Source organism: Streptomyces sp. NPDC002817, from assembly GCF_053592055.1.
Window position 1 is genome coordinate 399,842 of record NZ_JBSFUY010000005.1, and the last position, 24,758, is coordinate 424,599.

At 72.1% G+C, this 24,758-nt stretch carries 23 protein-coding genes; 5 read left to right on the forward strand and 18 right to left on the reverse strand.

Going from position 1 to position 24,758, the window contains the following annotated elements; translation table 11 throughout:
* Positions 1 to 28: 28 nt before the first annotated feature.
* The 3 genes from ACWD3I_RS13235 to ACWD3I_RS13245 form a co-directional block, all read right to left on the reverse strand.
* Positions 29 to 1,234: an RNA polymerase sigma factor gene (locus tag ACWD3I_RS13235; protein WP_365392585.1), complete on the reverse strand. Its 1,206-nt coding sequence runs from the start codon at positions 1,232 to 1,234 to the stop codon at positions 29 to 31.
* A 125-nt stretch (positions 1,235 to 1,359) separates the two neighbouring features.
* Entirely contained in the window at positions 1,360 to 1,716 is a 357-nt protein-coding gene (locus ACWD3I_RS13240; RefSeq protein WP_266888922.1) for a YciI family protein, read from the reverse strand.
* A gap of 40 nt (positions 1,717 to 1,756) precedes the next feature.
* Complete coding sequence (locus tag ACWD3I_RS13245) at positions 1,757 to 3,244, reverse strand: MFS transporter (RefSeq protein WP_365392487.1); 1,488 nt, start codon at positions 3,242 to 3,244, stop codon at positions 1,757 to 1,759.
* 63 nt (positions 3,245 to 3,307) lie between these two features.
* Here ACWD3I_RS13245 and ACWD3I_RS13250 point away from each other — a divergent pair, with 63 nt between their 5' ends.
* The gene (locus tag ACWD3I_RS13250) at positions 3,308 to 4,000 is read left to right on the forward strand and encodes a TetR/AcrR family transcriptional regulator (protein ID WP_365392489.1); all 693 of its coding nucleotides are present in this window, start codon (positions 3,308 to 3,310) and stop codon (positions 3,998 to 4,000) included.
* 40 nt (positions 4,001 to 4,040) lie between these two features.
* On the opposite strand, the gene ACWD3I_RS13255 is transcribed toward ACWD3I_RS13250, so the two are convergent.
* The 4 genes from ACWD3I_RS13255 to ACWD3I_RS13270 form a co-directional block, all read right to left on the reverse strand.
* A complete protein-coding gene (locus ACWD3I_RS13255) occupies positions 4,041 to 5,426 on the reverse strand; it encodes an FG-GAP-like repeat-containing protein (protein ID WP_365392491.1) in 1,386 nt (461 codons plus the stop codon).
* 73 nt (positions 5,427 to 5,499) lie between these two features.
* Positions 5,500 to 6,543 (reverse strand): LCP family protein, encoded by a 1,044-nt coding sequence (locus ACWD3I_RS13260; protein WP_365392493.1) that lies wholly within the window; start codon positions 6,541 to 6,543, stop codon positions 5,500 to 5,502.
* Between the two features lie 73 nt (positions 6,544 to 6,616).
* Positions 6,617 to 7,978: an endo-1,4-beta-xylanase gene (locus ACWD3I_RS13265; protein WP_365392495.1), complete on the reverse strand. Its 1,362-nt coding sequence runs from the start codon at positions 7,976 to 7,978 to the stop codon at positions 6,617 to 6,619.
* A gap of 82 nt (positions 7,979 to 8,060) precedes the next feature.
* Positions 8,061 to 9,131 (reverse strand): LacI family DNA-binding transcriptional regulator, encoded by a 1,071-nt coding sequence (locus tag ACWD3I_RS13270; RefSeq protein WP_365392497.1) that lies wholly within the window; start codon positions 9,129 to 9,131, stop codon positions 8,061 to 8,063.
* A gap of 146 nt (positions 9,132 to 9,277) precedes the next feature.
* Here ACWD3I_RS13270 and ACWD3I_RS13275 point away from each other — a divergent pair, with 146 nt between their 5' ends.
* Positions 9,278 to 11,590, forward strand: a complete 2,313-nt coding sequence (locus ACWD3I_RS13275; protein ID WP_365392499.1) for a beta-xylosidase/alpha-l-arabinosidase — start codon at positions 9,278 to 9,280, stop codon at positions 11,588 to 11,590.
* A gap of 26 nt (positions 11,591 to 11,616) precedes the next feature.
* Complete coding sequence (locus tag ACWD3I_RS13280) at positions 11,617 to 12,138, forward strand: hypothetical protein (protein WP_365392501.1); 522 nt, start codon at positions 11,617 to 11,619, stop codon at positions 12,136 to 12,138.
* Positions 12,139 to 12,163: 25 nt separating this feature from the next.
* Here the strand turns inward: ACWD3I_RS13280 and ACWD3I_RS13285 are convergent, their stop codons facing one another.
* The 4 genes from ACWD3I_RS13285 to tsaB are packed head-to-tail and all read right to left on the reverse strand — an operon-like array spanning position 12,164 to position 14,667.
* Positions 12,164 to 12,421 carry a hypothetical protein gene (locus ACWD3I_RS13285; RefSeq protein ID WP_365392503.1) on the reverse strand — a complete coding sequence of 86 codons (258 nt, stop codon included), beginning with the start codon at positions 12,419 to 12,421 and terminating at the stop codon, positions 12,164 to 12,166.
* Positions 12,418 to 13,503, reverse strand: coding sequence for a tRNA (adenosine(37)-N6)-threonylcarbamoyltransferase complex transferase subunit TsaD (tsaD, locus tag ACWD3I_RS13290; RefSeq protein WP_365392505.1), 1,086 nt, complete (start codon positions 13,501 to 13,503; stop codon positions 12,418 to 12,420). The genes ACWD3I_RS13285 and tsaD overlap by 4 nt, the downstream gene beginning before the upstream one ends.
* Positions 13,496 to 13,993: a ribosomal protein S18-alanine N-acetyltransferase gene (rimI, locus tag ACWD3I_RS13295; RefSeq protein ID WP_365392587.1), complete on the reverse strand. Its 498-nt coding sequence runs from the start codon at positions 13,991 to 13,993 to the stop codon at positions 13,496 to 13,498. The genes tsaD and rimI overlap by 8 nt, the downstream gene beginning before the upstream one ends.
* A gap of 17 nt (positions 13,994 to 14,010) precedes the next feature.
* The gene (gene tsaB, locus ACWD3I_RS13300; protein ID WP_365392507.1) at positions 14,011 to 14,667 is read right to left on the reverse strand and encodes a tRNA (adenosine(37)-N6)-threonylcarbamoyltransferase complex dimerization subunit type 1 TsaB; all 657 of its coding nucleotides are present in this window, start codon (positions 14,665 to 14,667) and stop codon (positions 14,011 to 14,013) included.
* A 108-nt stretch (positions 14,668 to 14,775) separates the two neighbouring features.
* Here tsaB and ACWD3I_RS13305 point away from each other — a divergent pair, with 108 nt between their 5' ends.
* Positions 14,776 to 15,330 carry a hypothetical protein gene (locus ACWD3I_RS13305; protein WP_365392509.1) on the forward strand — a complete coding sequence of 185 codons (555 nt, stop codon included), beginning with the start codon at positions 14,776 to 14,778 and terminating at the stop codon, positions 15,328 to 15,330.
* 403 nt (positions 15,331 to 15,733) lie between these two features.
* Here the strand turns inward: ACWD3I_RS13305 and tsaE are convergent, their stop codons facing one another.
* From tsaE to ACWD3I_RS13330, 5 genes are all read right to left on the reverse strand, one after another.
* Positions 15,734 to 16,246: a tRNA (adenosine(37)-N6)-threonylcarbamoyltransferase complex ATPase subunit type 1 TsaE gene (gene tsaE / locus ACWD3I_RS13310; protein WP_365392511.1), complete on the reverse strand. Its 513-nt coding sequence runs from the start codon at positions 16,244 to 16,246 to the stop codon at positions 15,734 to 15,736.
* Complete coding sequence (locus ACWD3I_RS13315) at positions 16,212 to 17,447, reverse strand: alpha/beta fold hydrolase (protein ID WP_365392513.1); 1,236 nt, start codon at positions 17,445 to 17,447, stop codon at positions 16,212 to 16,214. Before ACWD3I_RS13315 ends, tsaE begins: the two co-directional genes overlap by 35 nt.
* Positions 17,448 to 17,498: 51 nt before the next feature.
* On the reverse strand, positions 17,499 to 18,671 hold the full coding sequence (gene alr / locus ACWD3I_RS13320; RefSeq protein ID WP_365392515.1) for an alanine racemase: 1,173 nt from the start codon (positions 18,669 to 18,671) through the stop codon (positions 17,499 to 17,501).
* A 45-nt stretch (positions 18,672 to 18,716) separates the two neighbouring features.
* Positions 18,717 to 19,592, reverse strand: coding sequence for a L,D-transpeptidase family protein (locus tag ACWD3I_RS13325; protein WP_365392517.1), 876 nt, complete (start codon positions 19,590 to 19,592; stop codon positions 18,717 to 18,719).
* A 76-nt stretch (positions 19,593 to 19,668) separates the two neighbouring features.
* Positions 19,669 to 21,102: an NAD(P)H-hydrate dehydratase gene (locus ACWD3I_RS13330; RefSeq protein WP_365392519.1), complete on the reverse strand. Its 1,434-nt coding sequence runs from the start codon at positions 21,100 to 21,102 to the stop codon at positions 19,669 to 19,671.
* Between the two features lie 133 nt (positions 21,103 to 21,235).
* Here ACWD3I_RS13330 and ACWD3I_RS13335 point away from each other — a divergent pair, with 133 nt between their 5' ends.
* Positions 21,236 to 22,381 carry a hypothetical protein gene (locus tag ACWD3I_RS13335; protein WP_365392521.1) on the forward strand — a complete coding sequence of 382 codons (1,146 nt, stop codon included), beginning with the start codon at positions 21,236 to 21,238 and terminating at the stop codon, positions 22,379 to 22,381.
* A 30-nt stretch (positions 22,382 to 22,411) separates the two neighbouring features.
* Here ACWD3I_RS13335 and ACWD3I_RS13340 read toward each other — a convergent pair whose 3' ends face one another.
* The gene (locus ACWD3I_RS13340) at positions 22,412 to 22,783 is read right to left on the reverse strand and encodes a holo-ACP synthase (RefSeq protein WP_365392523.1); all 372 of its coding nucleotides are present in this window, start codon (positions 22,781 to 22,783) and stop codon (positions 22,412 to 22,414) included.
* 31 nt (positions 22,784 to 22,814) lie between these two features.
* Positions 22,815 to 24,662 carry a glutamine--fructose-6-phosphate transaminase (isomerizing) gene (gene glmS, locus ACWD3I_RS13345; RefSeq protein WP_365392525.1) on the reverse strand — a complete coding sequence of 616 codons (1,848 nt, stop codon included), beginning with the start codon at positions 24,660 to 24,662 and terminating at the stop codon, positions 22,815 to 22,817.
* Positions 24,663 to 24,758 lie beyond the last annotated feature (96 nt).

A 24,758-nucleotide genomic window follows, 5' to 3' on the forward strand; every position in this document is an offset into this window, starting at 1 on the left:
CGGTACGGCCGCCTCGTCGTCGCTTCGCTCAGGATGGCCGCGCGGCCCGGCGCAGGAGCAGCTCCCGTTCCTTTTCGTTGCGCGCCAGCCCCGCCGCCCGCTCGAACTCCGTCCTCGCCTCCGCCGTACGTCCGAGGCGGGCCAGCAGGTCGCCGCGGACGCTCGGGAGCAGGTGGTAGTCGCGCAGCGCGGGTTCGCCGACGAGCGCGTCGACGATCTCCAGGGCCGGTTCCGGGCCGTCGGCCCTCGACACGGCGACCGCGCGGTTGAGCTCGACGACGGGGGACGGGGCGCGGACGGCGAGCAGCCCGTAGAGGGTCGCGATGCTCGCCCAGTCGGTCTCCTCGTAGGTGTAGGCGTGCGCGTGGCAGGCGGCGATGGCGGCCTGGAGGGCGTAGGGGCCGGGCGCGCCCGTGCGGGTGGCGTCGGCGCGGGCGAGGGCGTTGATGCCGCGGGCGATGAGCATGCGGTTCCAGCGGCGGCGGTTCTGGTCCTCCAGGAGGACCGGCTCGCCGGTGGGGCCGGTGCGGGCGGCGGTGCGGGACGCCTGGAACTCCAGGAGCGAGGCCAGCGCGTGGACCTCCGGTTCCTTCGGCATCAGCCCGGACAGGACGCGGGCGAGGCGCAAGGCGTCCTCGCACAGGCCCGGGCGCAGCCAGTCGTCGCCCCCGGTGGCGGCGTAACCCTCGTTGAAGACGAGGTAGATGACGTCGAGGACGTCTCCCAGGCGGGCCTCGCGCTCGGAGCCGTAGGGCACTTCGAAGGCGACGTTCTTCGTCGCGAGGGTGCGTTTCGCCCGGACGATGCGCTGGGCGATCGTCGGCTCCGGGACGAGGAACGCGCGGGCGATCTCGGCCGTGGTGAGGCCGCCGAGCAGGCGCAGGGTCAGGGCGATACGGGCCTCGGCGGAGAGCGCCGGGTGGCAGGTGGTGAAGACCAGGCGGAGCAGGTCGTCGTCGATGTCCTCGGGGTCGGCCGGCTCCTCCGGCGGGAGCGTCGTGTCCAGCGAGCGGCCGATCTCCTGGAGCTTGCGGGCGTAGTTCTCGCGGCGCCGGACCAGGTCGACGGCGCGGCGCCGGGCGGTGGTCATGAGCCAGGCACCCGGGTTGCCGGGGACGCCGTCGCGCGGCCACTGCTCCAGGGCCGCGACGAGGGCGTCCTGGGCCAGTTCCTCGGCGATGCCGACGTCCCGGACGATGCGGGTGACACCGGCGATGATGCGCGGGGACTCCATGCGGAACACCGTCTCGACGGTGCCGCGGGGGTCGCTGGAGGACTGTGGGCTCACAGTCCTCCATGCAACACCCCTCCCGGCGTACCGCCAAGGACACCCACTCAGCCCGCGGTTCGGCCCTCCGCTCAGCCCTCCGCGATCTCCCGCACCTCGCAGGTCACCGTCCAGTGCGCCTCGTGCACCTGCAGGAACCGCTTGGTCCACTCGATGGCCTCGGCCTTGTCCTTGCACTGCACGATCGCGTACCCCCCGACGACCTCCTTGGACTCGGTGAACGGCCCGTCCGTGACGGATGCCTGACCACCGCTCCAGTGCACCCGGGTGCCCTGCGCCGAGGGCGTGAGCCCGGCGGTGTCCAGCAGCACCCCGGCCTTGGTCATCTCCTCGATCAGCTCCCCCATGCGCTGCATCAGCTCGTCGCTGGGGCCTTCGGCGGGGGCGGTGGACTCGTCGATCTGCACGAGCGACAGGTAACGCGGCATGGTGGCTCCTCGGTTCGGTCGGCCGGTGCTTTCCGGCCTTTCAACCATGCGTCGAACGGGAGACACCCGGATCGACAGGCTCGCGGGATTTGTTCGAAGAATTTTCCGCGTCATACGTCTGTGCAGGTCGCGGGCGTGCTTCCGGGCGCGTTCGGTACAGGGCACCGGCCGCGAGAGCCGCCACGGCGAGCAGTCCGGCCGCCACCCAGTAGGCGGCGGCGAAGCCGTCGACGCGTCCCTGGAGGCCGTCGCCGCCCGCGCTCGCCGCGACCGTGGTCAGCACGCCGAGGCCCACGGCCCCGCCGACCTGTCGGGAGCTGTTGAGCAGCCCGGACGCCATGCCGGTCTCCTCCGGGGCGACACCGGCCGTGGCGGCCGTGCCGAGCGGTACGAAGCACAGACCGATGCCGACGCTGCCGACCGCCGAGGGGACGAGGATCGACGCCAGGAAGCCGCCGTCCACGGCCACCGCCGCCGCGAACCCGGCGAACCCGGCGGCACCGAGCAGCCCGCCGACCAGCAGCAGCGCCCCCGGCCCGACCCGCGCGACGGCCCGGGTGGCGATCACCGACCCGATGACGATGCCCACGCAGAAGGGCAGGAAGGCGGATCCGGCGGCGAGGGGCCCGTATCCGAGCACCTCCTGGAGATAGAGGGAGGTGAAGTAGAAGACGGCGAACTGCCCCGCCGACATCAGCAGCGCGAAGACGTTCGCCGCCAGGACCGGGCCCCTGGCCAGGAGGCCGAGCCGCAGCAGGGGCCTGCGCACCCGCCGCTCGGTCACCACGAACGCGGCGAGCAGTACCGCGGCCGCGGCGAGCGGGCCGGTGGTCTGCGGGGCGGCCCAGCCGTGGGCTTCCGTCCGGACCAGCCCGAGGACGAGGAGGGTGGTCCCGGCGGTCACGAGGAGCGCGCCGAGGACGTCGAGACGGGGGCGGGTCCCGGTGCGCGGGTGCGCGTCGGCGGGCACGGCGGTGCGGGCGGCGGCGAGTACGGCGACCACGAACGGCACGTTGACGAGCATGACCGCACGCCAGCCGGCCAGCTCGGTGAGCAGCCCGCCGGCCAGCACGCCGACGGCTCCGCCGGCCGCACCGGAGGCGCCCCACAGTCCCAGTGCGCGCGAACGGGCTTGCCCTTCGGCGAAGTTGACGGTGATGAGGGCCAGCGCGACCGGAGCGAGGGCGGCGGCTCCGACCCCCTGCACGGCCCGCGCGGCGATCAACTGGCCCGGCGCCTGGGCGAGTCCGCCGAGCAGGCTCGCGGCTCCGAAGACGGCGAAGCCGGTGATGAGCACGGTGCGTCGCCCGACGATGTCGGCGAGCCGTCCGCCGAGCATGAGCAGCCCGCCGAAGGTGAGGGCGTAGGCGTTGACGACCCAGGCCAGGGACTCGGGGGCGAAGCCGAGGCCGGTGCCGATGTCGGGCAGGGCGACGTTGACGACGGACATGTCGAGGGAGACCAGGAACTGCACGGTGAGCAGAACCGGCAGTAACCAACGGGTGTGCTGCGCATGGGAGTTCACCATGTCCAGCAGATTACTATACGCGTATAGAAACCTTCCAGGACGCGACACTGGGACAATGCCGCCGTGGCAGAGGAAGCGAGAGCACAGGGCCGGAAACGGGCGGTCGGCCGCCCCCGCCGTATCGAGGCGGAGCAGATCGTGGAGGTGGCCCGGCGGATCATCCGGGAGGAGGGCGTCGAGGCGGTCTCCATGCGCCGGGTCGCCAAGGAGGTCGGCGCGACGCCGATGGCGCTCTATCACCACGTGCGCGACAAGGACGAGTTGCTGCTGCTGACCCTTCAGGGCATGGCTGCGGAGTTCCCGCGCCCGCCGCTGCCCGCCGATCCGCGCGACCGCATCGTCGCCACGGCCGTCCACATGCACGCGATCCTCAGCGAACGGGTCTGGATCCTCGACGTACTGAGCCTCGGCGACCTCACGGACAAGGAGGCGCTGTGGATGCCGGAGGAGATCATCGACTCGGCCGTCGCGTGCGGGCTCTCGCCCCAGGCGGCGATGCAGGCGTACCGGACCATCTGGTACGTCGTCTACGGCGCCCTCGTCTTCCGCCGCGCGGAGACCCGCCGGGCCGCGGACCCCGAACGCCGGCGGTTCTTCCCGGAGTTCCTGACGGAGGAGGACGCCGAGCGGCTGCCCCGGATGGCCTCGCTGGCCGAGCGGTGGCAGGAGCTGGCCGCCGGGTACGACGTGGCGGGGCAGGTGGAGGCGGTGGTGGACGGGCTGCTGGGCCGGGTGCCGACCCTCCCGGACGCGTAGGGTCCCGCCGTCACGCCACCGCCGCCGAACGCGGCCCGCCCTAGCCGAGCTCCGCCCCGAACGCCGCCTTCGCGTACGGCGCCCCCAGCGTCCGCCCGCCGAACACGAACGCGGCGTCGGTCACGACCCCGGTCGGCCGCCCCCGCAGGGACCACACCGAGCCGGCCCCGGAGTTCTCGCCCGGCGCGGCGGCCGCGAGGTCGGCGTAACCGTTGCCGTTGATGTCGAGCAGGCGTACGGCACCGCCGAAGCCGTCGCCCGCCTCCGCGGCTCCGGGGACGCCGGCCGTGTCCTGGGTGAAGCCCTGGGCACCCTTGCCGGTCAGGCCCGTGCGGCTGCCGTACAGGACGTCCACGGTGCCCGCGCCGTCCTCGTACCCCAGTTCCTCGCCGGCCGCGCCGACGGCCACGTCGTCGTAGCCGTCGCCGTTGACGTCGCCGACGGACACCGCGCCGCCGAAGTAGTCCACGTCCTCCCACGCACCGGGCACTCCGGGCGTGTCCTGGCCGTACGTCGTGCCGGTGCCCACCCCGGCGGCCGAGCCGAGGCCCACGACGATCCTCGACTCCTCCGGGAGGCCCCGGACGAGGTCGTCGTAGCCGTCGCCGTTGACGTCACCGAAGGCGACGCCGCCGGTTCCGGCGGGTGCGGTGGCGGAGGTGAAGGCGGCCCCGGAGGCGTTCGCGAGGTAGAAGGCCGAGCCGAAGCCGCCGTCGCCGGTGTAGACGGTCAGCGCGAGGTCGTCGCGGCCGTCGCCGTTCACGTCCCCGACCGCGCCGTCCCACACGTCGTGGTACCGCAGGTCGTCGGGGCCGAAGGCCCTCGTGGCGGCCGGCTTCCCGGCGCGGGAGAGCGGGCCGGTCCAGACCGTGGGGGTGGTGCCGTAGGGGTCGTCGCCCTGCGCCCGGCCGCCCTTGAACAGGGTCAGGTCCGGGCGCCCGTCGCCGTCGAAGTCCCCTGCCTGGGTGCTCGTCGCGGGGACGGACGTACCGCCGGACAGGCCGCTCTTCCCGCCCCAGACGACGACCGCGTCCTTCGTCGTGGACGCGTGTCCGACGACCAGGTCCGTGCGCCCGTCGCCGTCGAGGTCGCCCCTGGACAGCTGGACGCCGAACCGCTCGCCCTTGGCCGGGCCGCCCGGAATCCCGCTCGTGGCGCGGCTGATGACGGTCCGCCGGTCCTTGGTCAGCCCGTGCGGGCCGCCGTACAGGACGACGACGTACCCCGCCCGGTCCTGCCCGCCCACCGTGGCGTTCGGGGCGCCGACGGCGAGGTCCTGATAGCCGTCGCCGTCGAAGTCGTCCTGGACGGGGGCGGAAGCGGCGGCCTCGGCGCGGTCCGTCAGACCGGACGGGAGCGCACCGAGCGCGAGCACACCGGCCACGACCGGAACGGCCCAAGGGAGCGACGTACGCAGGGAGAACACAGGGAGAGCCTCTCGTCACGGCGACACCGTCACCGCACAAGACCCCCCGGCGGGCCGGGAAGTTGTACGCCGCTCAGCGCAGCGACTTCCACAGCTCGCTCGCCTCCGGTTCCTGCGCCACCACCCGGTTGGCGTCCGAGGGTGCCGTCACGACCGGCATGGTCACCGTCTTCACCTGATCCGCCGACAGCCCCTTCAGGCTCTGCCCCAGGCTCGTCAGCTCGCTCAGCGAGTCGAGACCGGTGTCGGTGGTGAGGCTGCCGGTGATCGCGTCGGCGACCGCGTAGAGCTTGGTGGGGCTGGTGAGCAGATCGGTCGAGGAGATCTGCTCGAGGAGCGCCTTCACCAGCTTCTGCTGGAGGCCTATCCGGCCGAGGTCGCTGCCGTCGCCTATGCCGTGCCGGGTACGGGCGAGCGCGAGGGCCTGCTTGCCGTCGAGGTGGTGGGTGCCCGCCTTCAGCGTCAGATGGCTGCTGGAGTCGTCGATGTCCTCGTCCGTCGTCACGGTCACGCCGCCGAGGGCGTTCACCAGCTTCGCGAAGCCCGAGAAGTCGATCTCGATGTAGTGGTCCATGCGGACGTCCGTGATCGACTCGACGGTCTTGACCGCGCAGACGGGACCGCCGACGGAGTACGCGCTGTTGAACATCGCGTTGTAGGCCACCGCCGTGGAGCCCCCGTCGTCCAGGGGGCACGACGGACGGGTGACGAGCGTGTCGCGCGGGATGCTGACCACCGTCGCCTCGGTGCGGCCGGCGTCGATGTGCACGACCATCGCCGTGTCGGACCGGGCGCCGGAGCTGTCTCCGCCGCCGAGCTCCTGGTTCTCCTTGCCGCTGCGCGAGTCGGACCCCAGGACGAGGATGTTCACGGCCTCGGAGGGCAGCGGAGAGGCGGAAGCGGACGCCGCCGGCGAAGGTGTCGTCACCGCCTTCGCCGGACGGTCGTCACCGAGCGCCTGGTCGATGTCGACGCTCTTGATGTTGTCGTTGAGGTGCCAGTACAGCCAGCCGCCCGTCGCGGCGCCCAGCACCAGCACGCCCGCGAGAGTGAGGCCGGCGGCCTTCAGCACACGCGACCGCCGGCCCACTCGTCTGCCTTCGTCGTCTCCGCTCACGGGGAGGAACGTAAGTCCGAATTATTACGAGGAGCGCGCCCGGGCCGCCTTTCTTCGGAAAATCTCACCTTTCTCAGCCCAGCGTCACGGTCGGCACCGGGTTGCTCCCGCTCCATGACCCGTTGAACCCGAAGGTCACCGAGCCGCCGTCCGGCACGGTCCCGTTGTAGGAGGCGTTGGCGCAGCCGACCGCCGCGCCGGACTGGGTGCAGGTCGCGTTCCAGGCCTGCGTGACCTGCTGGCCCGCCCCGTACGTCCAGGTCACCTTCCAGGACGACAGCGCGGCACCCGAGCAGGCGATCCTCACCTGGCCCGTGAACCCGGTGTTCCACTGGCTGGCCACGCTGTAGGTCGCGGTGCAGGCCCCCGTCGGGGGCGTGGTCGTGCCGCCGAGCGCCTCCGCGATCGCGTAGTACGCCGGTTTCGGCGCGTAGTTCTCGTCGTACGGCGTCGCCGCGCCCTGCCCCGGGAAGGTGCTCGGGATCCAGGAGTCGGAGTCGGTGAAGCCCCACACGGTGACGCCGGTGCAGCGGGTGACGGCCACGCAGGCGTTCATGACGGCCTTGTAGTCGGCGGCCTGCTGGGTGAGCTTGGCGCTGTCGGACGGCAGCGCCATCCGGATGTCCAGCTCGGTGATGGCCACGTCGACGCCGAGGTCGGCGAAGCGCTGGATGTTCTGCTGGAGGGTGGAGGGCACCTGGCCGAGGATGAGGTGAGCCTGGAGGCCGACGCCGTCGATCGGGACGCCCTGCTCCTTCAGCGACTTGACCAGGTTGTAGAGGGCGGTGCTCTTCGCGTTGACGCCCTCGACGTTGTAGTCGTTGATGTACAGCTTGGCGTCCGGGTCCGCGGCGCGGGCGGCGGTGAGGGCCTGGGCGATGTAGCCGGTGCCGAGGCCGTTGTACCAGAGGGTCTGGCGGTAGGTGCCGTCCTCGTTGAAGGGCTCGTTGACGACGTCCCAGGCGGCGAGCCGCCCCTTGTACCGGCCGACCTCGGTGGCGATGTGGTCGTTCAGCAGCGTGCTCAGCTGGGCCGGGGTCCAGGTGCCGTTCGTCAGCCAGCTCGGGTTCTGGCTGTGCCAGACCAGGGTGTGACCGCGCACCTCCTGATCGTGGGCCTCGGCGAAGGCGACGATCTGGTCCGCCTCCGTCCAGTTGAAGTTCCCCTGGGTCGGCTCGACCGACCCCCACTTCATGGCGTTGCCGGGGGTCAGCCAGTTGAACTGAGCCCCGGCGATGTCACCGTAGGTCCCGGTCAGCTTGGAGCCGGTGACCGCCGTACCCATGGCCTTGCCCTTGGCGGCCGCGAGGTCGCGCAGCGGGGTGTCGGCGGCGTGCGCGGTGGTCGCGCCTGCGGTCACCAGGGTGCCGACGGTGGCCGCTCCGGCCAGCAGAGCGGCGAGTCGTACACGTAGCGAAGTTCTGGAGGATCTCACTGCGGGTGCCTCCGAAAGTTTCGGTCGTGCAGCCGATTGACTTCGGAGGAGTGTGGGGGTGGCGGCCCCACCCGTCAATACGTCAACTTCCGGCCACCGGCGGCCCGGCGGTACTGCTGCGCACCACCAGGCTCGTCGCCAGCTCCACCCGCGTGGCCGCCGGAGACCCCTCCTCACGTGCCAGATCGAGCACGAGCTTGGCCGCCGCCTCGGCCATCTCGGTCAGCGGCTGCCGTACGGTCGTCAGCGGCGGCCCCACCCAGGGCGCGACGGGCAGATCGTCGAACCCGACCACGCTCAGGTCCTCCGGGATCCTGAGCCCCAGCTCGCGCGCGGCCTCGTACAGCCCGAGCGCCTGGAGGTCGTTCCCGGCGAAGACGGCGGTCGGCCGGTCCGGACGGCGCAGCAGCTCCAGACCCTGCCGGTAGCCGGCCTCGTGATGGAAGTCACCGTTCTTGACGAGCGAGGGGTCGACGGGCAGCCCGGCGGTCTCCAGGGCGGCCCGGTAGCCGTCGATGCGGGCGCGGCTGCACATCATCCGGGACGGCCCGCTGATCGCGCCGATCCGGGTGTGCCCGAGGTCGACGAGATGCCGGGTGGCGGCGAGCCCGCCCTGCCAGTTGGTGGCGCCGATGGAGGGCACGTCGGCACCGGGGTCGCCGGCCGGGTCCATGACGACGAACGGGATCGACCGGCTGGTGAGCAGCGCGCGCTGGGACTCGTCGAGCCCGGACAGCACGAGGATCACCCCGTGCGGCCGCCGGGCGGCGACCTGGTCGGCCCAGGTCCGCCCGGGCGTGAGCCGCCCCGCGCTCTCGCTGAGCACCACGCTCAGCCCGGAGTCCCGGGCGACGTTCTCCACGCCCCGGATGACCTCCATCGCCCAGGCGCTCTCCAGTTCGTGGAAGACCAGGTCGATCAGGGGCGAACGGCTCGCCTCGGCCCGGCGGCGCCGGTAGCCGTGGGCGCGCAGCAGTTCCTCCACGCGGGTGCGGGTCGCCGGGGCGACGTCGGCGCGGCCGTTCAGCACCTTCGAAACAGTCGGCGCCGAGACGCCGGCCTCGCGGGCGATCTCGGCGAGCGTTGCGGTCTGCGACGAGCGGCCGGTTGCTGGGGCTGTCGCCCGGGATTCAGCGGGCTCCGGGGGTGTCATGGCGGCGATCGTATCCCTGCACGACCTCTTGACGAACCCTTCCGGCCCGCCTAGGTTCCCAAAACATTCGGCATGCATATCGAAACATTCGTTAGGGACATTCGATTAGGGACATTCGTGAGGGCCTTCACCCTGACAGGAGTTTCATGACCACCGCCCCCTGGCGTGACCGCGCCCTGCCCGCCGCCGCCCGCGTCGACGACCTTCTCTCCCGGATGACCCTTCAGGAGAAGACCGCCCAGCTGTACGGCGTGTGGGTGGGCGCCAGCGCGGACGGCGGGGGAGTCGCGCCGCTGCAGCGAGAGATGACCGCCGACTTCAATGACGATGACTGGTCCGAGCTGATCTCCCATGGACTCGGCCAGCTGACCCGCTCCTTCGGCACCGCCCCCGTGGACCCGGCGCTGGGCGCGCAGGCACTGGCCCGCGCCCAGCGCCGTATCGCGGCGGCAGGCCGCTTCGGCATCCCGGCACTCGCCCACGAGGAGTGCCTGGCCGGCTTCACGGCCTGGCAGGCCACCGCCTATCCGGTCCCGCTCGCCTGGGGCGCGAGCTTCGACCCGCCGCTCGTCGAGAAGATGGCCCGCAACATCGGCCAGGACCTGCGCGCGGTCGGCGTCCACCAGGGCCTCGCCCCGGTCCTGGACGTCGTCCGCGACCCGCGCTGGGGGCGGGTCGAGGAGACCGTCGGCGAGGACCCGTACCTCGTCGGCACCATCGGCGCCGCCTACGTCCGGGGCCTGGAGTCGGCCGGGATCGTCGCCACGCTCAAGCACTTCGCCGGGTACGCGTCCTCCGCGGGCGCCCGCAACCAGGCGCCGGTACGGGCCGGCGTCCGGGAGCTCTCGGACGTGACCCTGCCGCCGTTCCAGATGGCGCTGCGCGAGGGCGGGGCGCGCTCGGTGATGGCGGCGTACAACGAGACGGACGGCGTCCCGGCCTCGGCGGACCCGGGCCTGCTGACCGGACTCCTGCGCGAGGAATGGGGCTTCACCGGCACGGTCGTCGCCGACTACTTCGGCATCGGCTTCCTCCAGAGCCAGCACCGGGTCGCCGGCTCGGAGGCGGAGGCGGCCCACGCGGCCCTCGCGGCCGGCCTCGACGTCGAGCTGCCCACCCTGAAGTGCTACGGAAAGCCGCTCCTCGACGCCGTGCGGGCGGGCGAGATCCCCGAGGAGCTGGTCGACCGGGCGGTCCGCCGGGTCCTGCTCCAGAAGTGCGAGCTGGGCCTCCTGGACGAGGACTGGACCCCCGAGCCGACCGCCCGGATCGACCTCGACTCGACGGCGAACCGCGCCCTGGCCCGCCGCCTCGCCGAAGAGTCGGTGGTCCTGCTGGACAACCCGGACGGTGTCCTCCCGCTGTCCCCGGACACGAGGATCGCAGTGGTGGGCCCGAGGGCCGCCGACGCCCTGGCGATGCTCGGCTGCTACTCCTTCCCGTCCCACGTCCTGACCCAGCACCCGGACATCCCGATGGGCATCGAGATCCCGACCGTCCTGGAGGCCCTGCGTACCGAACTCCCCGACGCCAAGGTGACGTTCGCGGAGGGCTGCGACACCTCGGACCCCGACAGGTCCGGCTTCGCGGAGGCGGTGGCGCGGACGTCGGAGGCGGACGTGTGCGTGGCGGTCCTGGGCGACCGGGCGGGCCTGTTCGGCCGGGGCACGTCGGGCGAGGGCTGCGATGTGACGGACCTGCGGCTCCCCGGCGTACAGGGCGAACTGCTGGACACCCTGGTCGCCACCGGCGTTCCGGTCGTCCTGGTGCTGCTGACCGGCCGGCCGTACGCGCTCGGCCGCTGGAACGGGCGCCTCGCCGCCGCGGTGCAGGCGTTCTTCCCGGGCGAGGAGGGCGGCCCGGCGGTCGCGGGAGTGCTGTCCGGCCGCGTCAACCCCTCGGGCCGCCTCCCGGTGAGCGTCCCTCAGGTGCCGGGCGGCCAGCCCTGGACCTACCTCCAGCCGCCGCTGGGTCTCGCGGGCGAGGTCAGCAATCTGGACCCGACGCCGCTGTACGCGTTCGGGCACGGAAGGTCGTACACGTCGTTCGCCTGGGAATCCGATGCCGCCGACACGGAGATCGGCACCGACGGCTCCTACGACATGACCGTGACCGTCCGCAACACCGGTGACCGCGAGGGCGCCGAGGTCGTCCAGCTGTACCTGCACGACCCGGTGGCCTCGGTGACCCGGCCGGACGTCCGTCTGATCGGCTACCAGCGCGTGGAGCTGGCCCCGGGAGAGGCGGCCCGGGTGTCCTTCCGCTTCCACACCGACCTGTCCTCCTTCACAGATCGTTCACTCCGGAGGGTCGTCGAACCGGGCATCCTGGAGCTGCGGTTGGCGGCGTCCAGTACGGACGTACGGCACACGACCCGGCTGAACCTCACGGGGCCGGCACGGGTGCTGGGCCCGGACCGTGTACTGCGCTGCGAGACGGAGGTGTCGGGACCGGCCTGACCCTCCGCGCCTGGGGGAGGCTCGCCATGGACAGATACGTCCACCATGAACTGAGGTCCGTGTACACCGCGTTGGCCGCCCTCGCCGTCAGTCTGGCGGTGACGGGCGGCGTGCGCGGTGCGCCGATGACGGCCTACGGCGCGGGAAGGTTCGCCCTCGGCCTGATCGCGTTCACGGTGGTGTTCACGCTGCTCGGCGCGACCCGGCTCAAGTGGGTCGGCGAGATACGGGACTTCGAAGCCGCGGTCCCCCTGGAGACGGCCCCGGCGGACGTCGTCTCCCTGCGACGCCACCCCCTCAACTGGTGGCTCTTCACGGTGATGTCGGTCCCCACGTCCGTCCTCGCCGTCGGCTGGGAACCGTGGATCGCCCTGCTCCCCCTGTGGCCGGCGCTCTCCTGGCTGGGCCAGGTCTGGCTGGCCGCCGAGTGGGAGCGCAGGAACGGCAAGGTGCTGTGGCGGGGATACGACACGGACGCGCCGTGGAAGCTGTCGTACTCCCCCGGCGGATCCCGCCGCGAGGCCCCCGCCGGGACCGCGTCGGCATAGGACCCGTCGCCCGTACCGGCGTCCGTTACTCCGAGCCCACCGACTCGAACCGCCACCGGTGCACGGCCCGGCTCGCCAACTCCGCGTCCGGCTCGGGCAGTTCCGGCAGTTCGGCGTCGACTCCCGCGTCCCACCACGTGATGACGAGCACCCGGTCCTGAGGCGCCCGGAAGGTCTCCCTCCGCAGCGGCGCGCTCGCCAACCGCTGCGCCCGCGCCCAGGCGAGCAGTTCCTCGCCCCGCCCGTCGACCGCCCGGGCCTCCCACATCAACGCGACCGTCACGAGTAGAGGTTCTCCTTGCTGACCTCGTGCACATGGTCGTGGCCGGGGACATGCGGATCCGTCACCGGCAGCGAGGAGTCCGCCGACAGATCCCAGCTGGAGGCGGGCCGGTTCCGGGCGACCATCTCCGCGCCCAGCGCGGCCACCATCGCCCCGTTGTCCGTGCACAGCTTCGGCCGCGGCACCCGCAGCCGGATCCCGGCCGCCTCGCACCGCTCCTGGGCCAGCACCCGCAGCCGGGAGTTGGCGGCGACACCGCCGCCGATCATCAGATGATCGACGCCCTCGTCCTTGCAGGCACGGACGGCCTTGCGGGTCAGCACGTCCACGACCGCCTCCTGGAAGGACGCCGCCACATCCCGCACCGGCACCTCCTCGCCCGCGGCCCGCTTGGCCTCGATCCAACGGGCCACGGCGGTCTTCAGACCGGAGAAGGAGAAGTCGTACGCCGCGTCACGCGGCCCGGTCAGCCCGCGCGGGAAGGCGATCGCGCTCGGGTCGCCCTCCTTCGCGTACCGGTCGATGACCGGACCGCCGGGGAAGCCGAGGTTCAGCACGCGCGCGATCTTGTCGAACGCCTCGCCCGCCGCGTCGTCGATGGTCGCGCCCAGGGGCCGTACATCGGAGGTGATGTCACTCGACAGCAGCAGGGACGAATGGCCCCCGGACACCAGCAGCGCCATCGTCGGCTCGGGCAGCGCCCCGTGCTCCAGCTGGTCCACACAGATGTGGGAGGCGAGGTGGTTGACGCCGTACAGCGGCTTGCCGAGCGCGTAGGCGTACGCCTTCGCCGCCGATACGCCGACCAGTAGCGCGCCCGCCAGACCGGGACCGGCGGTCACCGCGATGCCGTCCAGGTCCTTCGCCGTGACACCGGCTTCCTTCAGCGCGCGCTCGATGGTCGGCACCATCGCCTCCAGATGCGCACGCGAGGCGACCTCGGGCACGACCCCGCCGAAACGGGCGTGCTCGTCGACGCTGGAGGCGATCGCGTCCGCGAGCAGGGTGGTGCCGCGGACGATGCCGACGCCGGTCTCGTCGCAGGAGGTCTCGATGCCGAGGACGAGAGGTTCGTCAGTCATTGATCTCGGTTCCTTGTTCGGAGGTGGAACCCGCGGCGGAGCCGCCCTTGGATTCCGTGGTCAGTCGCATGACCAGGGCGTCGACGTTGCCGGGCTGGTAGTAGCCGCGCCGGAAGCCGATCGCCTCGAAGCCGTACCGCTCGTACAGCTTCTGCGCGCGCACGTTGTCGATCCGGCACTCCAGCATCACTTCGGCGCACTCGAAGGCGGTGGCCGCGCGCAGCAGTTCGGTCAGCAGCCGCCCGCCGAGTCCGGTGCCCCAGTGGTCGCGGGCGACGGCGATGGTCTGCACGTCCGCGAGGTCACCGGACGCGGCGAGCCCGGCGTACCCGACCAGCCGCCCACCGTCCTCGGCGACGACATAGCGCCGGGTCGCCGAAGCGCCGCGCGCATGGGCCAGCTCGGACCAGAACATGCCCCGCGACCAGGCGTCCTCGGGAAAGAGGTCCTTCTCCAGCACCAGTACGGGATCGATGTCCCACCAGCGCATCTCGCGCAGCACGGAGGTCACTTGGGGGTGACCACCTTGTAGTTCTTCGGCACCTGGGCGTCGGGCCGGCGCAGATACAGCGGCCGCGGGGCGGGGAGCTCCGCACCGGCGGCGAGTCTCTCGGCGGCGAGCGCGGCGAGCGCCGCGGCGGAGACATGCTCGGGCTCGCGCGCGACCGGGAAGGTGTCCGGGTAGAGCAGCGCACCGGCTCCGACGGCGGGCAGACCCGCGACCTGCTCGGCGATCTCGGCGGGCCGGTCCACGGCCGGGTCGGTCAGCCGCGTACGGGAGTCGGCGTAGCGCGCCCAGTAGACCTCCTTGCGCCGCGCGTCGGTCGCCACGACGAAGGGGCCCTCGTCGATGTCGGCGGCGTAGGCGAGCCCGTCGAGCGTGCACACACCGTGCACGGGGACGCCGAGCGCGAGCCCGAAGGTGTCGGCGGTCATCAGTCCGACGCGCAGTCCGGTGTAGGGACCGGGCCCGATGCCTACGACGATGCCGGTGACGGCGTCGAGTTTCAGCCCGGCCTCGGCGAGGACGCGGTCGACGGCCGGCAGCAGCAGCTCGCCGTGCCGGCGCGCGTCCACCTGACTCGAAGAGGCGACGACGTCCGTACCGTCGTGCAGCGCGACGGTCACGGCGGGGGTGGCGGTATCCAGAGCGAGCAAGAGCACGCAAACAGCCTACGGCTCCCGCGCCGCGCGTATCGCCGCCCCGGTCGCAGGCCCTCCGACTGCTAACGTCGCCGAGGATCACGCCGTACGACAACGAGGTGGACGACCGTGTCAAGCACCAGCGCCGGGATCGTGACCGGGCTCACCACGGCGGCCCTGATCACGGTGGGTGTCCTCGCCTACCAGGCCTCGGCGAGCGTCCCGGTCGCGCTCGGCACCTCGCACCAGAGCGGTGAGCCCGTGGCCGCCACCTCGAAGGCGCCCCGCGACACCGGGCACCCCACCGCCCTGCCCGCCGGCTCCGGCAAGGGTGAACGGGTCGTGTACTCGGTGGACGACGACCGGGTCTGGCTGGTCCGCAAGGACGACAGGGTCCAGCGCACCTTCAAGGTCACCGCGGGCACGGTCGACCCGCTCCCGGGCTCCTATTTCGTCACGTCCCGCTCGAACTCGGTCACCGGCACCGACGGCATCCCCATCGAGCACGTCGTCCGCTTCACCAGCGTCGACAGCGTCACGATCGGCTTCAGCGCGGCCGTGGACGGCTCGGTACCGGAGAACGACCCCACGGCGAAAACAGGCGGCATCCGCGAGTCCCGCGAGGACGGCAACGCGATGTGGGACTTCGCGACGATCGGCCACCGGGTCGTAGTGATCCGCTGAGCGATGGCGCCCCTCCAGGGGCGCGGGGAACCGCGCGACCGGCCCCCACCGGCCCGCAGGCGAAGAAGCAACCTCAGGCGGCTTTGCGCTGCCCGGCAGCGGACGGCCGTACCGCTTCCCGGTCGGGGACCCGCGGCGGCGTGGAAATCACGTTCGCCGCAGCACAGGCCGCCAGCAAGTCCCGCATGGGAACCGGCACCGCGGACACCACACGCGGCGCCGCCTCGTCTCGTTCCGTGGCCGCCATGGACGCCTCCTGAGCACCGGGGGCGGACGTAGTTAGGTAGACCTAACTACGAACTGGGTACCATGTGACCACGCACACGACCGCAAATGCAATAACTTGCCGACGTCTTGTCGGAATATTCATCCACCGCTGCTCAAGCGGACAGCGCGCGCAGGCTCAGGCGGTCAGCGCACCGAGGTCGACGGTCGCCCAGCGCTCCCCCAGCCCGGTCAGCGTCACGTGCCGCACCTCGTCGGTGGTGTCCCCGACGGCACGGTGGATCTGTACTTGCAGCCGGTCGTCGGTGAGCTCCTCGACCTTGCCCTCGCCCCACTCCACGACGATCACCGAGTCGGACAGCGAGACATCGAGATCGAGGTCCTCCATCTCGTCGAGCCCGCCGCCCAGGCGGTACGCGTCGACGTGGACGAGCGGCGGACCGCCACCGAGGGACGGGTGCACCCGGGCGATCACGAAGGTCGGGGACGTGACGGCACCCCGCACGCCCAGCCCTTCACCCAGTCCCCGGGTCAGCGTCGTCTTGCCCGCCCCGAGCTCCCCGCTGAGCATCACGAGATCCCCGGCGCGCAGCAGCTTGGCCAGCTTCAGGCCCAGCTCACGCATCTGCTCGGGGGAGGTGACGGTCAGTTCGGTCTCAACCGGGTTGTGCGGTGCTGCTGGTGCTTCCATAGCCACCCACGGTAGCTCCTGCCGGCACGGCACCCGCCCGGGTGAGAAGGTCGGCGATGCGGTCGGTGACCACTTCCGGGTGTTCCAGCATCACCAGGTGCCCGGCGTCCGGCACAAGCACCAGTTCGGCTTCCGGCAGCAGCCCGGCGATGGCCTCGCTGTGCTCGCTGGGCGTGACGAGGTCCCCGATCCCGGCCAGCACGAGCACCGGGAGGTCCATGAAGTGGGCGAGCGCCTCGGTCTTGTCGTGTTCGGTGAACGCCGGATAGAACTCGGCGACCACGTCGATCGGCGTGCTCTCGATCATCCGCTCGGCGAACCGGGCGACGGCCGGATCCACGTCCCGGCTCGCGAACGAGTACCGCTTGATGATCCCCGCGAACAGATCGGCGGTGGCCTGCCGCCCCTTCTCCACCAGATCGGCCCGCTGCCCCAGCGCCTTCAGCACCCCGGGCAGGATCCGTCGTACGGCATTCACTCCCGCGACGGGCAGCCCGAAGTTGACCTCGCCGAGCCGCCCCGACGACGTGCCGACGAGGGCGACGGCGACCACCCGCTCACGGATGAGTTCGGGAAACGCGTCGGCGAGCGCCATGACGGTCATCCCGCCCATGGAGTGCCCCACGAGCACGATCGGCCCCTCGGGCACGGCGGCGTCGATGACGGCCTTCAGATCGCGCCCCAGCTCGTCGATGCTGACCGGCAGATCGTCCTGCACCTGCCGCACCCCGCGCCCGGACCGGCCGTGGCTGCGCTGGTCCCAGTGGACGGTCCGCACGACCCCGCGCAGTGCCGCCCGCTGGAAGTGCCAGGAGTCCTGGCTGAGGCAGTAGCCGTGGCTGAAGACGACGGTGACGGGCAGCGGGGCCTTGCGTCCGAAGAGCCGGCGCCGGCGCGGGGCGGACCCGCCCTCCGGCTCCACGTCGTCGACCTCGTAGTACAGCTCGGTGCCGTCGTCGGCGTACGCCTTGCCGGGCATGCCGCGCAGCGAGCCGTAGGGCCCGGCGGAGTCGAGCGCGAGCCGCGCCTTCTTCCGCATGCCGCGCCCGACGGTCATCCGCTCGAGGGCGACACCGGCCGCCGCTCCCGCCGCGACCACGCCTATCGCGGCACCCGCGATCCCGGTCGCCCTGCGCCAGTTCCCGGCCGCCCCCGTGGCGGAGACCACGGCTACGACAGCCTCCGCGCTGCTCTCGCTCACGTACCGCTCCTCTTCGCCGGACTGCTGGACCACCACTTGCTGTTGGCTCGGTTACCCCGGTTGTCCCTCATTCACATAGACGCGGGGAACGCGGCTTCCGATCCGGGTGACGATTTCGTACGCGATGGTCCCGGCCGCCTGTGCCCAGTCCTCGGCGGTGGGCTCACCGCGGTCGCCGGGCCCGAAGAGGATCGCCTCCGAGCCGGTCTCGGGCTCGTCGCCACCGAGGTCGACGACGAACTGGTCCATGGCGATCCGTCCCGCGACGGTCCGCCACTTGCCGCCTACCAGGACGGGGCCGGTGCCGGAGGCGTGGCGCGGGACGCCGTCCGCGTAGCCGACGGGCACCAGCCCGAGGGTGGTCTCGCCGGGGGTGACGTAGTGATGTCCGTAGCTGACGCCGTGCCCGCCCGGGACCCGCTTGACCAGCGCGAGCGACGCGCTCAGCGTCATCACCGGGCGCAGTCCGAAGTCGGCCGGGCTGCCGAGCTCGGGGCTCGGCGAGATGCCGTAGACGGCGACGCCGGTCCGCACGAGGTCGAAGTGTGTCTCGGGAAGGGTGAGCGTGGCAGGTGAGTTGGCGATGTGCCGCACCTCGGGCCGGACCCCGGCCTGTTCGGCGTACGACACCATCTCGCGGAACAGGGTGAGCTGGGCGGCGATGGAGGGATGCCCGGGTTCGTCGGCGCAGGCGAAGTGCGACCAGAGTCCGGTGACGCGCAGGAGGCCTTCCTCCTCGGCCCGCAGGGCGTGGGCGACCAGCTCGGTCCAGTCGTCCCCCGGCTGGCATCCGTTCCGCCCCAGGCCGGTGTCGGCCTTGAGCTGCACGCGCGCGGGGGTACCGGCCTCCCGGGCGGCCGCGACGACCTCGTCCAGGGCCCACATCCCGCTGACGGAGACGTCGAGATCGGCCTCGACGGCCTCCCGCCAGGGTCCGCCCGGAGTCCAGAGCCAGCACATGATGCGGACGTCGCGCAGGCCCTTGTGCCGTAGCTCGAGGGCCTCCTCGGGTGTCGCCGTGCCCAGCCAGGTCGCCCCCGCCTCGACGGCCGCGCGGGCACACGGCACCGCCCCGTGGCCGTACGCGTCGGACTTGACCACGGCCATCAGGGCCGCGCCCGGCGCGAGGGCGCGCAGGGTCCGCACATTGGCCCGCAGGGCGGCCAGATCGATCTCGGCGCGGGCACGCAGGGGCGTGCTCCGCGGGGTAGGTGTCTCACTCATGGCGCCCCCAGTGTCTCAGAGGGGTCCGACAGTCCCTGCGGACGCCTACGCTCCGGGTCGCCGCCCCCAGGCATAGACCCGGTCGCCCTTCTTCAGCACGCCCCACAGCTTGCGCGCGTCCCCGAGTCGCAGATTGACGCAGCCCATGGAGCCGACGGTGGTGAAGATGCTGCCGTAGACGGCGTGGAAGGCCTGTCCGCCGCTGAAGAACTGCGCGTAGGGCATGGGCTGGTGGTAGAGCGTGGACACATGGTTCTTGTGCTTCCAGTAGACCTTGAACCAGCCCGTACGGGTCTTGTACCCGGCCCGTCCGCTCCGCATGAGCACCGGCCCGAAGACGACCTTCTTCCCCTTCTGCACCCAGGTGATCTGGCGGTTGAGATCGACACAGGCGACGCGGTACGTGCGGACCGGACACTTCTTGGCGGCATTGGGGTTCTTCTTCGCGGACAGGTACTGCATCCGGGACCAGGTGATCGGCCCCGCGAACCCGATGGCGGGCTTGATCTTCTGCTTGACCTGGAAAGCCCGGATGGCCTTGCAGTCGGCCTTCGACTGCTTCCCGTCCACCTTCAGCTTCAGCCACCGCTCGACCTGTCGCTGATAGGGCCCCCGTGACTTGGTGCACGAGACCCGGGCAACGGCGTCGGCGAGCGGCACGTACTCGACCAGGTCGTACGCCCCCGGAGCGGCCTGCGCCGGCTCGACGGCGTCCTCCTGGGCGCTGGGCACGTACACCTGCGGCGCGAGGGCCTGGTCGGGGCTGTCGATCTGCCAGGGCTGGTACTCACCGGGGACGAGTTCGGCCTCGGAGCCGGGGGCGGGTGGCGGGGGCGCGGCGGAGGCGGTTCCGGCGGGCAGCACGGTGGCGGCCACGAGGAACGCCGTGACACTCCGGCGCGCGATACGTCTGCTGATCATGCGATCAGAGAAACGTGGGCCCCGCGAGGACAGGGAGTACCACGCGGGGAGGTCACTCGTACGTACGCAGCCCCGGCTACCCGGCCCGCACATCCCTCCAGGCCCCCCGGATCCCGTCCGCCACGTCATGCGCCCCCACCGGCGCCCCCTCGGCCGCGAACCGCCCCGCGAGGCCGTGCAGATACGCCGCCGCACTCCCCGCGTCCACCGCGGAGAGCCCGGCCGCGAGCAACGATCCCGCCAGCCCCGACAGCACGTCCCCGCTCCCCGCCGTGGCCAGCCACGCGGTCCCCGTCGGGTTCACCCGCACCGCCCCGCCCCCGGAGTCCGCGACCAACGTCGTCGACCCCTTGAGCAGCACCGTCGCCCCGTACCGCCCCGCCAGCTCCCGTACGGACTCCAGCCGGGCCTCCTCGACCGACTCCCGCGTCACCCCCAGCAACGCCGCCGCCTCCCCGGCATGCGGCGTCATCAGAGTCGGTGCCCGACGCGCCCGCACGGCACCGACGTCCGCCAGCCGCAGCCCGTCCGCGTCGACCAGCACCGGTACATCCGCGGCCAGCACCTCCGCCACGCTCGCCGCGTCGTCCCCCGCCCCCGGCCCGACGACCCACGCCTGCACCCGCCCCGCCCGCTTCGGCCCCTGGTCCGACACCAGCGTCTCGGGAAAGCGGGCGATGACGGCGTCCCCGGCGGGCCCGACGTACCGCACCGCCCCCGCACCGCCCCGCAACGCGCCCGCCACGGCGAGCACCGCCGCGCCCGGGTACCGGGCGGAGCCGGCGGCGATCCCCACGACCCCTCGCCGGTACTTGTCGCTCTCCCCCGTCGGCACCGGCAGCAGCCGGGCCACATCCGCGTGCTGCAACGCCTCCAGCTCCGCCTCGAGGGGCAGCGACAGCCCGATGTCCACGAGCCGCACGGATCCGGCGTACTCCCGGGCCGGGTCCACCAGCAGCCCCGGCTTGTGCGTGCCGAAGGTGACGGTGAGATCGGCGCGGATCGCGGCCCCGCGCACCTCCCCCGTGTCGGCGTCGACGCCGCTGGGCAGGTCGACGGCGACGACAGCGGCGCGCGACGCCCCGGCCACCGAGGCGAGCCGGGCCGCGTCCGGCCGCAGTCCGCCCTTCCCGCCGATCCCGACGATGCCGTCGAGGACGAGGTCGGCCCGCGGGACCAGGTCCTCGGCTCCCGCAACGCCCACCACCGCGCCCCCCGCCCGCCGCAACGCCGTGAGCCCTGCGGCATGGGCCCGCTCCGGCGCGAGCAGTACCGCGGTGACGCCGGCGCCCCGCCGTGCGAGCCGGGCCCCGGCGTACAGGGCGTCCCCGCCGTTGTCACCGCTGCCCACCAGCAGCACGACCCGGCTGCCGTACACCCGCCCCAGCAGGTCCGCGCAGGCGGCGGCGAGTCCGGCGGCCGCCCGCTGCATCAACGCTCCCTCCGGCAGCCGTGCCATGAGCTCCCGCTCGGCCGCCCTGACCGTCTCCACGCTGTACGCAGTACGCATGGGTCCGAGTCTCCCCCGAGCGTGACGAACCTCGCCGCAGCCATTGACGCTTTACCGCGCCTTTGCCAAACTCCCCCTCCCCCCAGCATGAATCGATTCAGTCGAATTGGTTCGACACACAGGACGGACCCCCATGCGACGCAGAGCCGCACTGATCGCCGGCACCGCAGCCGCCGCCCTCATGACCGCGGGCATCACCGCCACCACCGCTCCCCAGGCCGCCGCCGCGGCCTGCGGAGAGGGCTCCTACCAGGCCGAAGCCGTCCTCAACGGCAGCACCTGGACAGCCCGCCGCGGCAGCACGACGGTCTACACCGGCACGGACCTCCGCGCCGCGGCCCAGGCAGCGGTCAACAGCCTGACGTCGGGCCGCACGGCGAAGGAACGGGTCGTCGTACGCGGCTCGGGCTCGATGTCGGCCGGCTCCCGCATCTCCCTCCCCAGCTACACGACCCTCGACGTCTGCGGCACCATCAACGTCACCGGCACGGGCAGCGGCGACCAGGCCCCCGTCTACTCCCGCGGCACCCGCGACATCGAGGTCCAGCACCTGAACCTCACCGGCAGCCCCCTCTACGGCGTCTTCCTGCGCAACGTCCAGAACGCGACCCTCGGCCAGCTCGACATGCGCCTGTCGGCGGGCCTGGGCGTACGCATCGACAACCGCGGCGACACCTCGCAATGGACGCGGAACGTCCGCATCGACAACGCGTACGTGTCCGGCGCGTCGAGCCACGCGGTGGAGACCTACGGCGTGGACGGCCTGACCATCGGCACGGTGACCGCGCGCAACATCGGCGAGTCCGGCCTCCTCCTCAACCAGACGATCAACGCGACGGTGACCAGGGTCGACGCGGAGAACGCCGGCACCGGCACGGGGTACGCCGCCTTCCGCATGGCCAACCGCAACGGCCGGGTGGGGAGCTCGTACCCCACCAACATCCGCGTCGGCGAGGTGATCGCGCGGGGCGGCGGCAGGGGCGTCTTCTGCGTCTCGGAGAGCGGCGGAGCGGTCATCGACAGGGTCACGCTCACGAACACCGGCAACAACTCGGTCCTGATCGAGAACTGCTACAACGTCAGCCTCGCCGCCCAGAGCGGCACCATCACCGGCGGCGGCGAACTGCGCCTCGCGGCCCGCTCGGAGTTCCCCAACAACGACGACATCACCGTCCAGAACCTCACGGTGACGAACTCGTCGATCCGCGAGAGCCCCTGCGGCACGAACACGACGTTCCGCAACATCACACGCGTCAACACCACGCAGACCATCTGCTAGCCGCGGTCCGACTCCACGGGTGGGCTCCGCCTACGCCTCCGCCACCACCACGGCGGAGGCCACCCCCGCGTCATGGCTGAGCGACACGTGCCAGGACCGCACCCCGAGCTGCGCGGCCCGCGCCGCCACCGTCCCGGTGACCCGCAGCCTCGGCTGACCGCTGTCCTCGACATACACCTCGGCATCGGTCCACTGCAGCCCGGCAGGCGCCCCGAGCGCCTTGGCCAGAGCCTCCTTGGCGGCGAACCGAGCGGCAAGCGAAGCGACCCCCCGCCGCTCCCCGCTGGGCAACCACAACTCACTGTCGAGAAAAAGCCGCCGCGCCATCCCGGGCGTGCGCTCCAACGACGCCGCGAACCGCTCGATCTCCGCCACGTCGATCCCGACACCGATGATGCTCATGCGCAGCACCTTACGGGGGGTCCCTCAGCCCCTACTCCACCGTCACCGACTTGGCCAGGTTCCGGGGCTGGTCCACCTCGTTGCCCCGAGCCGTGGCCAGCTCGCACGCGAAGACCTGCAACGGCACCGTCGCCACCAGCGGCTGCAGCAACGTGGGCGTGGCCGGGATGCGGATCAGATGGTCCGCGTAGGGGACCACCGCCTCGTCCCCCTCCTCGGCGATCACGATCGTCCGCGCGCCCCGGGCCCTGATCTCCTGGATGTTGGACACGATCTTGTCGTGCAGCACGGACCGGCCTCGCGGCGACGGCACGACCACCACCACGGGCAGGTCCTCCTCGATCAGCGCGATCGGCCCGTGCTTCAGCTCGCCCGCCGCGAAGCCCTCGGCGTGCATGTACGCGAGCTCCTTCAGCTTCAACGCCCCCTCCAGCGCCACCGGATACCCCACGTGCCGTCCGAGGAAGAGGACCGTGTTCTTCGAGGCCAGCGACCTGGCCAGGGCACGTACCGGCTCCATGGTCTCCAGCACCCGCTCCACCTCGCCGGAGATCTGCGACAGGTCCCGGACGACGGCGGAGATCTCGTCGCCCCACTTGGTGCCCCGCACCTGGCCCAGGTACAGGGCCACCAGGTAGCACGCCACCAACTGCGTCAGGAACGCCTTCGTCGACGCGACCGCCACCTCCGGCCCCGCGTGCGTGTACAGCACCGCGTCCGACTCACGAGGGATCGTGGAACCGTTGGTGTTGCAGATCGCCAGCACCTTCGAGCCCTGTTCCCGCGCATGCCGCAGCGCCATCAGCGTGTCCATGGTCTCCCCGGACTGCGAGATGGCGATCACCAGGGACCGCGCCCCGAGGATCGGGTCCCGGTACCGGAACTCGCTCGCCAGCTCCACCTCGCAGGGGATCCGGGTCCAGTGCTCGATGGCGTACTTGGCGATCAGCCCCGCGTGGAAGGCCGTGCCGCACGCCACGATCACCACCTTGTCCACCTCGCGCAGCTCGGACGCGCTGATCCGCACCTCGTCCAGCGTGAGGGAACCGGCCGCGTCGATGCGGCCCAGCAGGGTGTCCGCGACCGCCTTCGGCTGCTCGGCGATCTCCTTGAGCATGAAGTAGTCGTAGCCGCCCTTCTCCGCGGCGGACGCGTCCCAGTCCACGTGGTACGACCTGACCTCCGCCGGACGGCCGTCGAAGCCCGTCACCGTCACCCCGTCCCGGCGCAGCTCCACCACCTGGTCCTGGCCCAGCTCGATCGCCGACCGCGTGTGGGCGATGAACGCGGCGACGTCGGAGGCCAGGAACGCCTCCCCCTCCCCCACGCCCACCACCAGCGGCGAGTTCCGCCGCGCCCCCACCACCACGCCCGGCTCGTCCGCGTGCACCGCGACCAGCGTGAACGCGCCGTCCAGCCGCCGGCACACCAGCCGCATCGCCTCCGCGAGGTCGCCCGTCACGGAGAACTCCTCCGCCAGCAGATGCGCGACGACCTCCGTGTCCGTCTCGGAGGACAGCACATGGCCGCGCTCGGCCAGCTCGGCCCGCAGCGCGGCGAAGTTCTCGATGATCCCGTTGTGGACGACCGAGACCCGGCCCGCGTTGTCCAGGTGGGGATGCGCGTTCGCGTCCGTCGGGCCGCCGTGTGTGGCCCACCGGGTGTGGCCGATGCCCGTCCCGCCCGTGGGCAGGGGCCGGTCCACGAGTTCCTTCTCCAGGTTGACGAGCTTGCCCGCCTTCTTGGCGGCCGCCAGCCCGCCGTCCGCCAGCACGGCGACGCCCGCCGAGTCGTACCCCCGGTACTCCAGCCGCTTCAGTCCGGCCATCACGACCTCGAGTGCCGACTGCGACCCCACGTAACCCACGATTCCGCACATGCGCCGCAGCCTAGAGGCGAAACCCCGCCCGAACAGTGCCCGAACCGGCCGCCGCCTGCCCGAAATCGGAAATCCCCACCGCTGTACGAGCCCTCC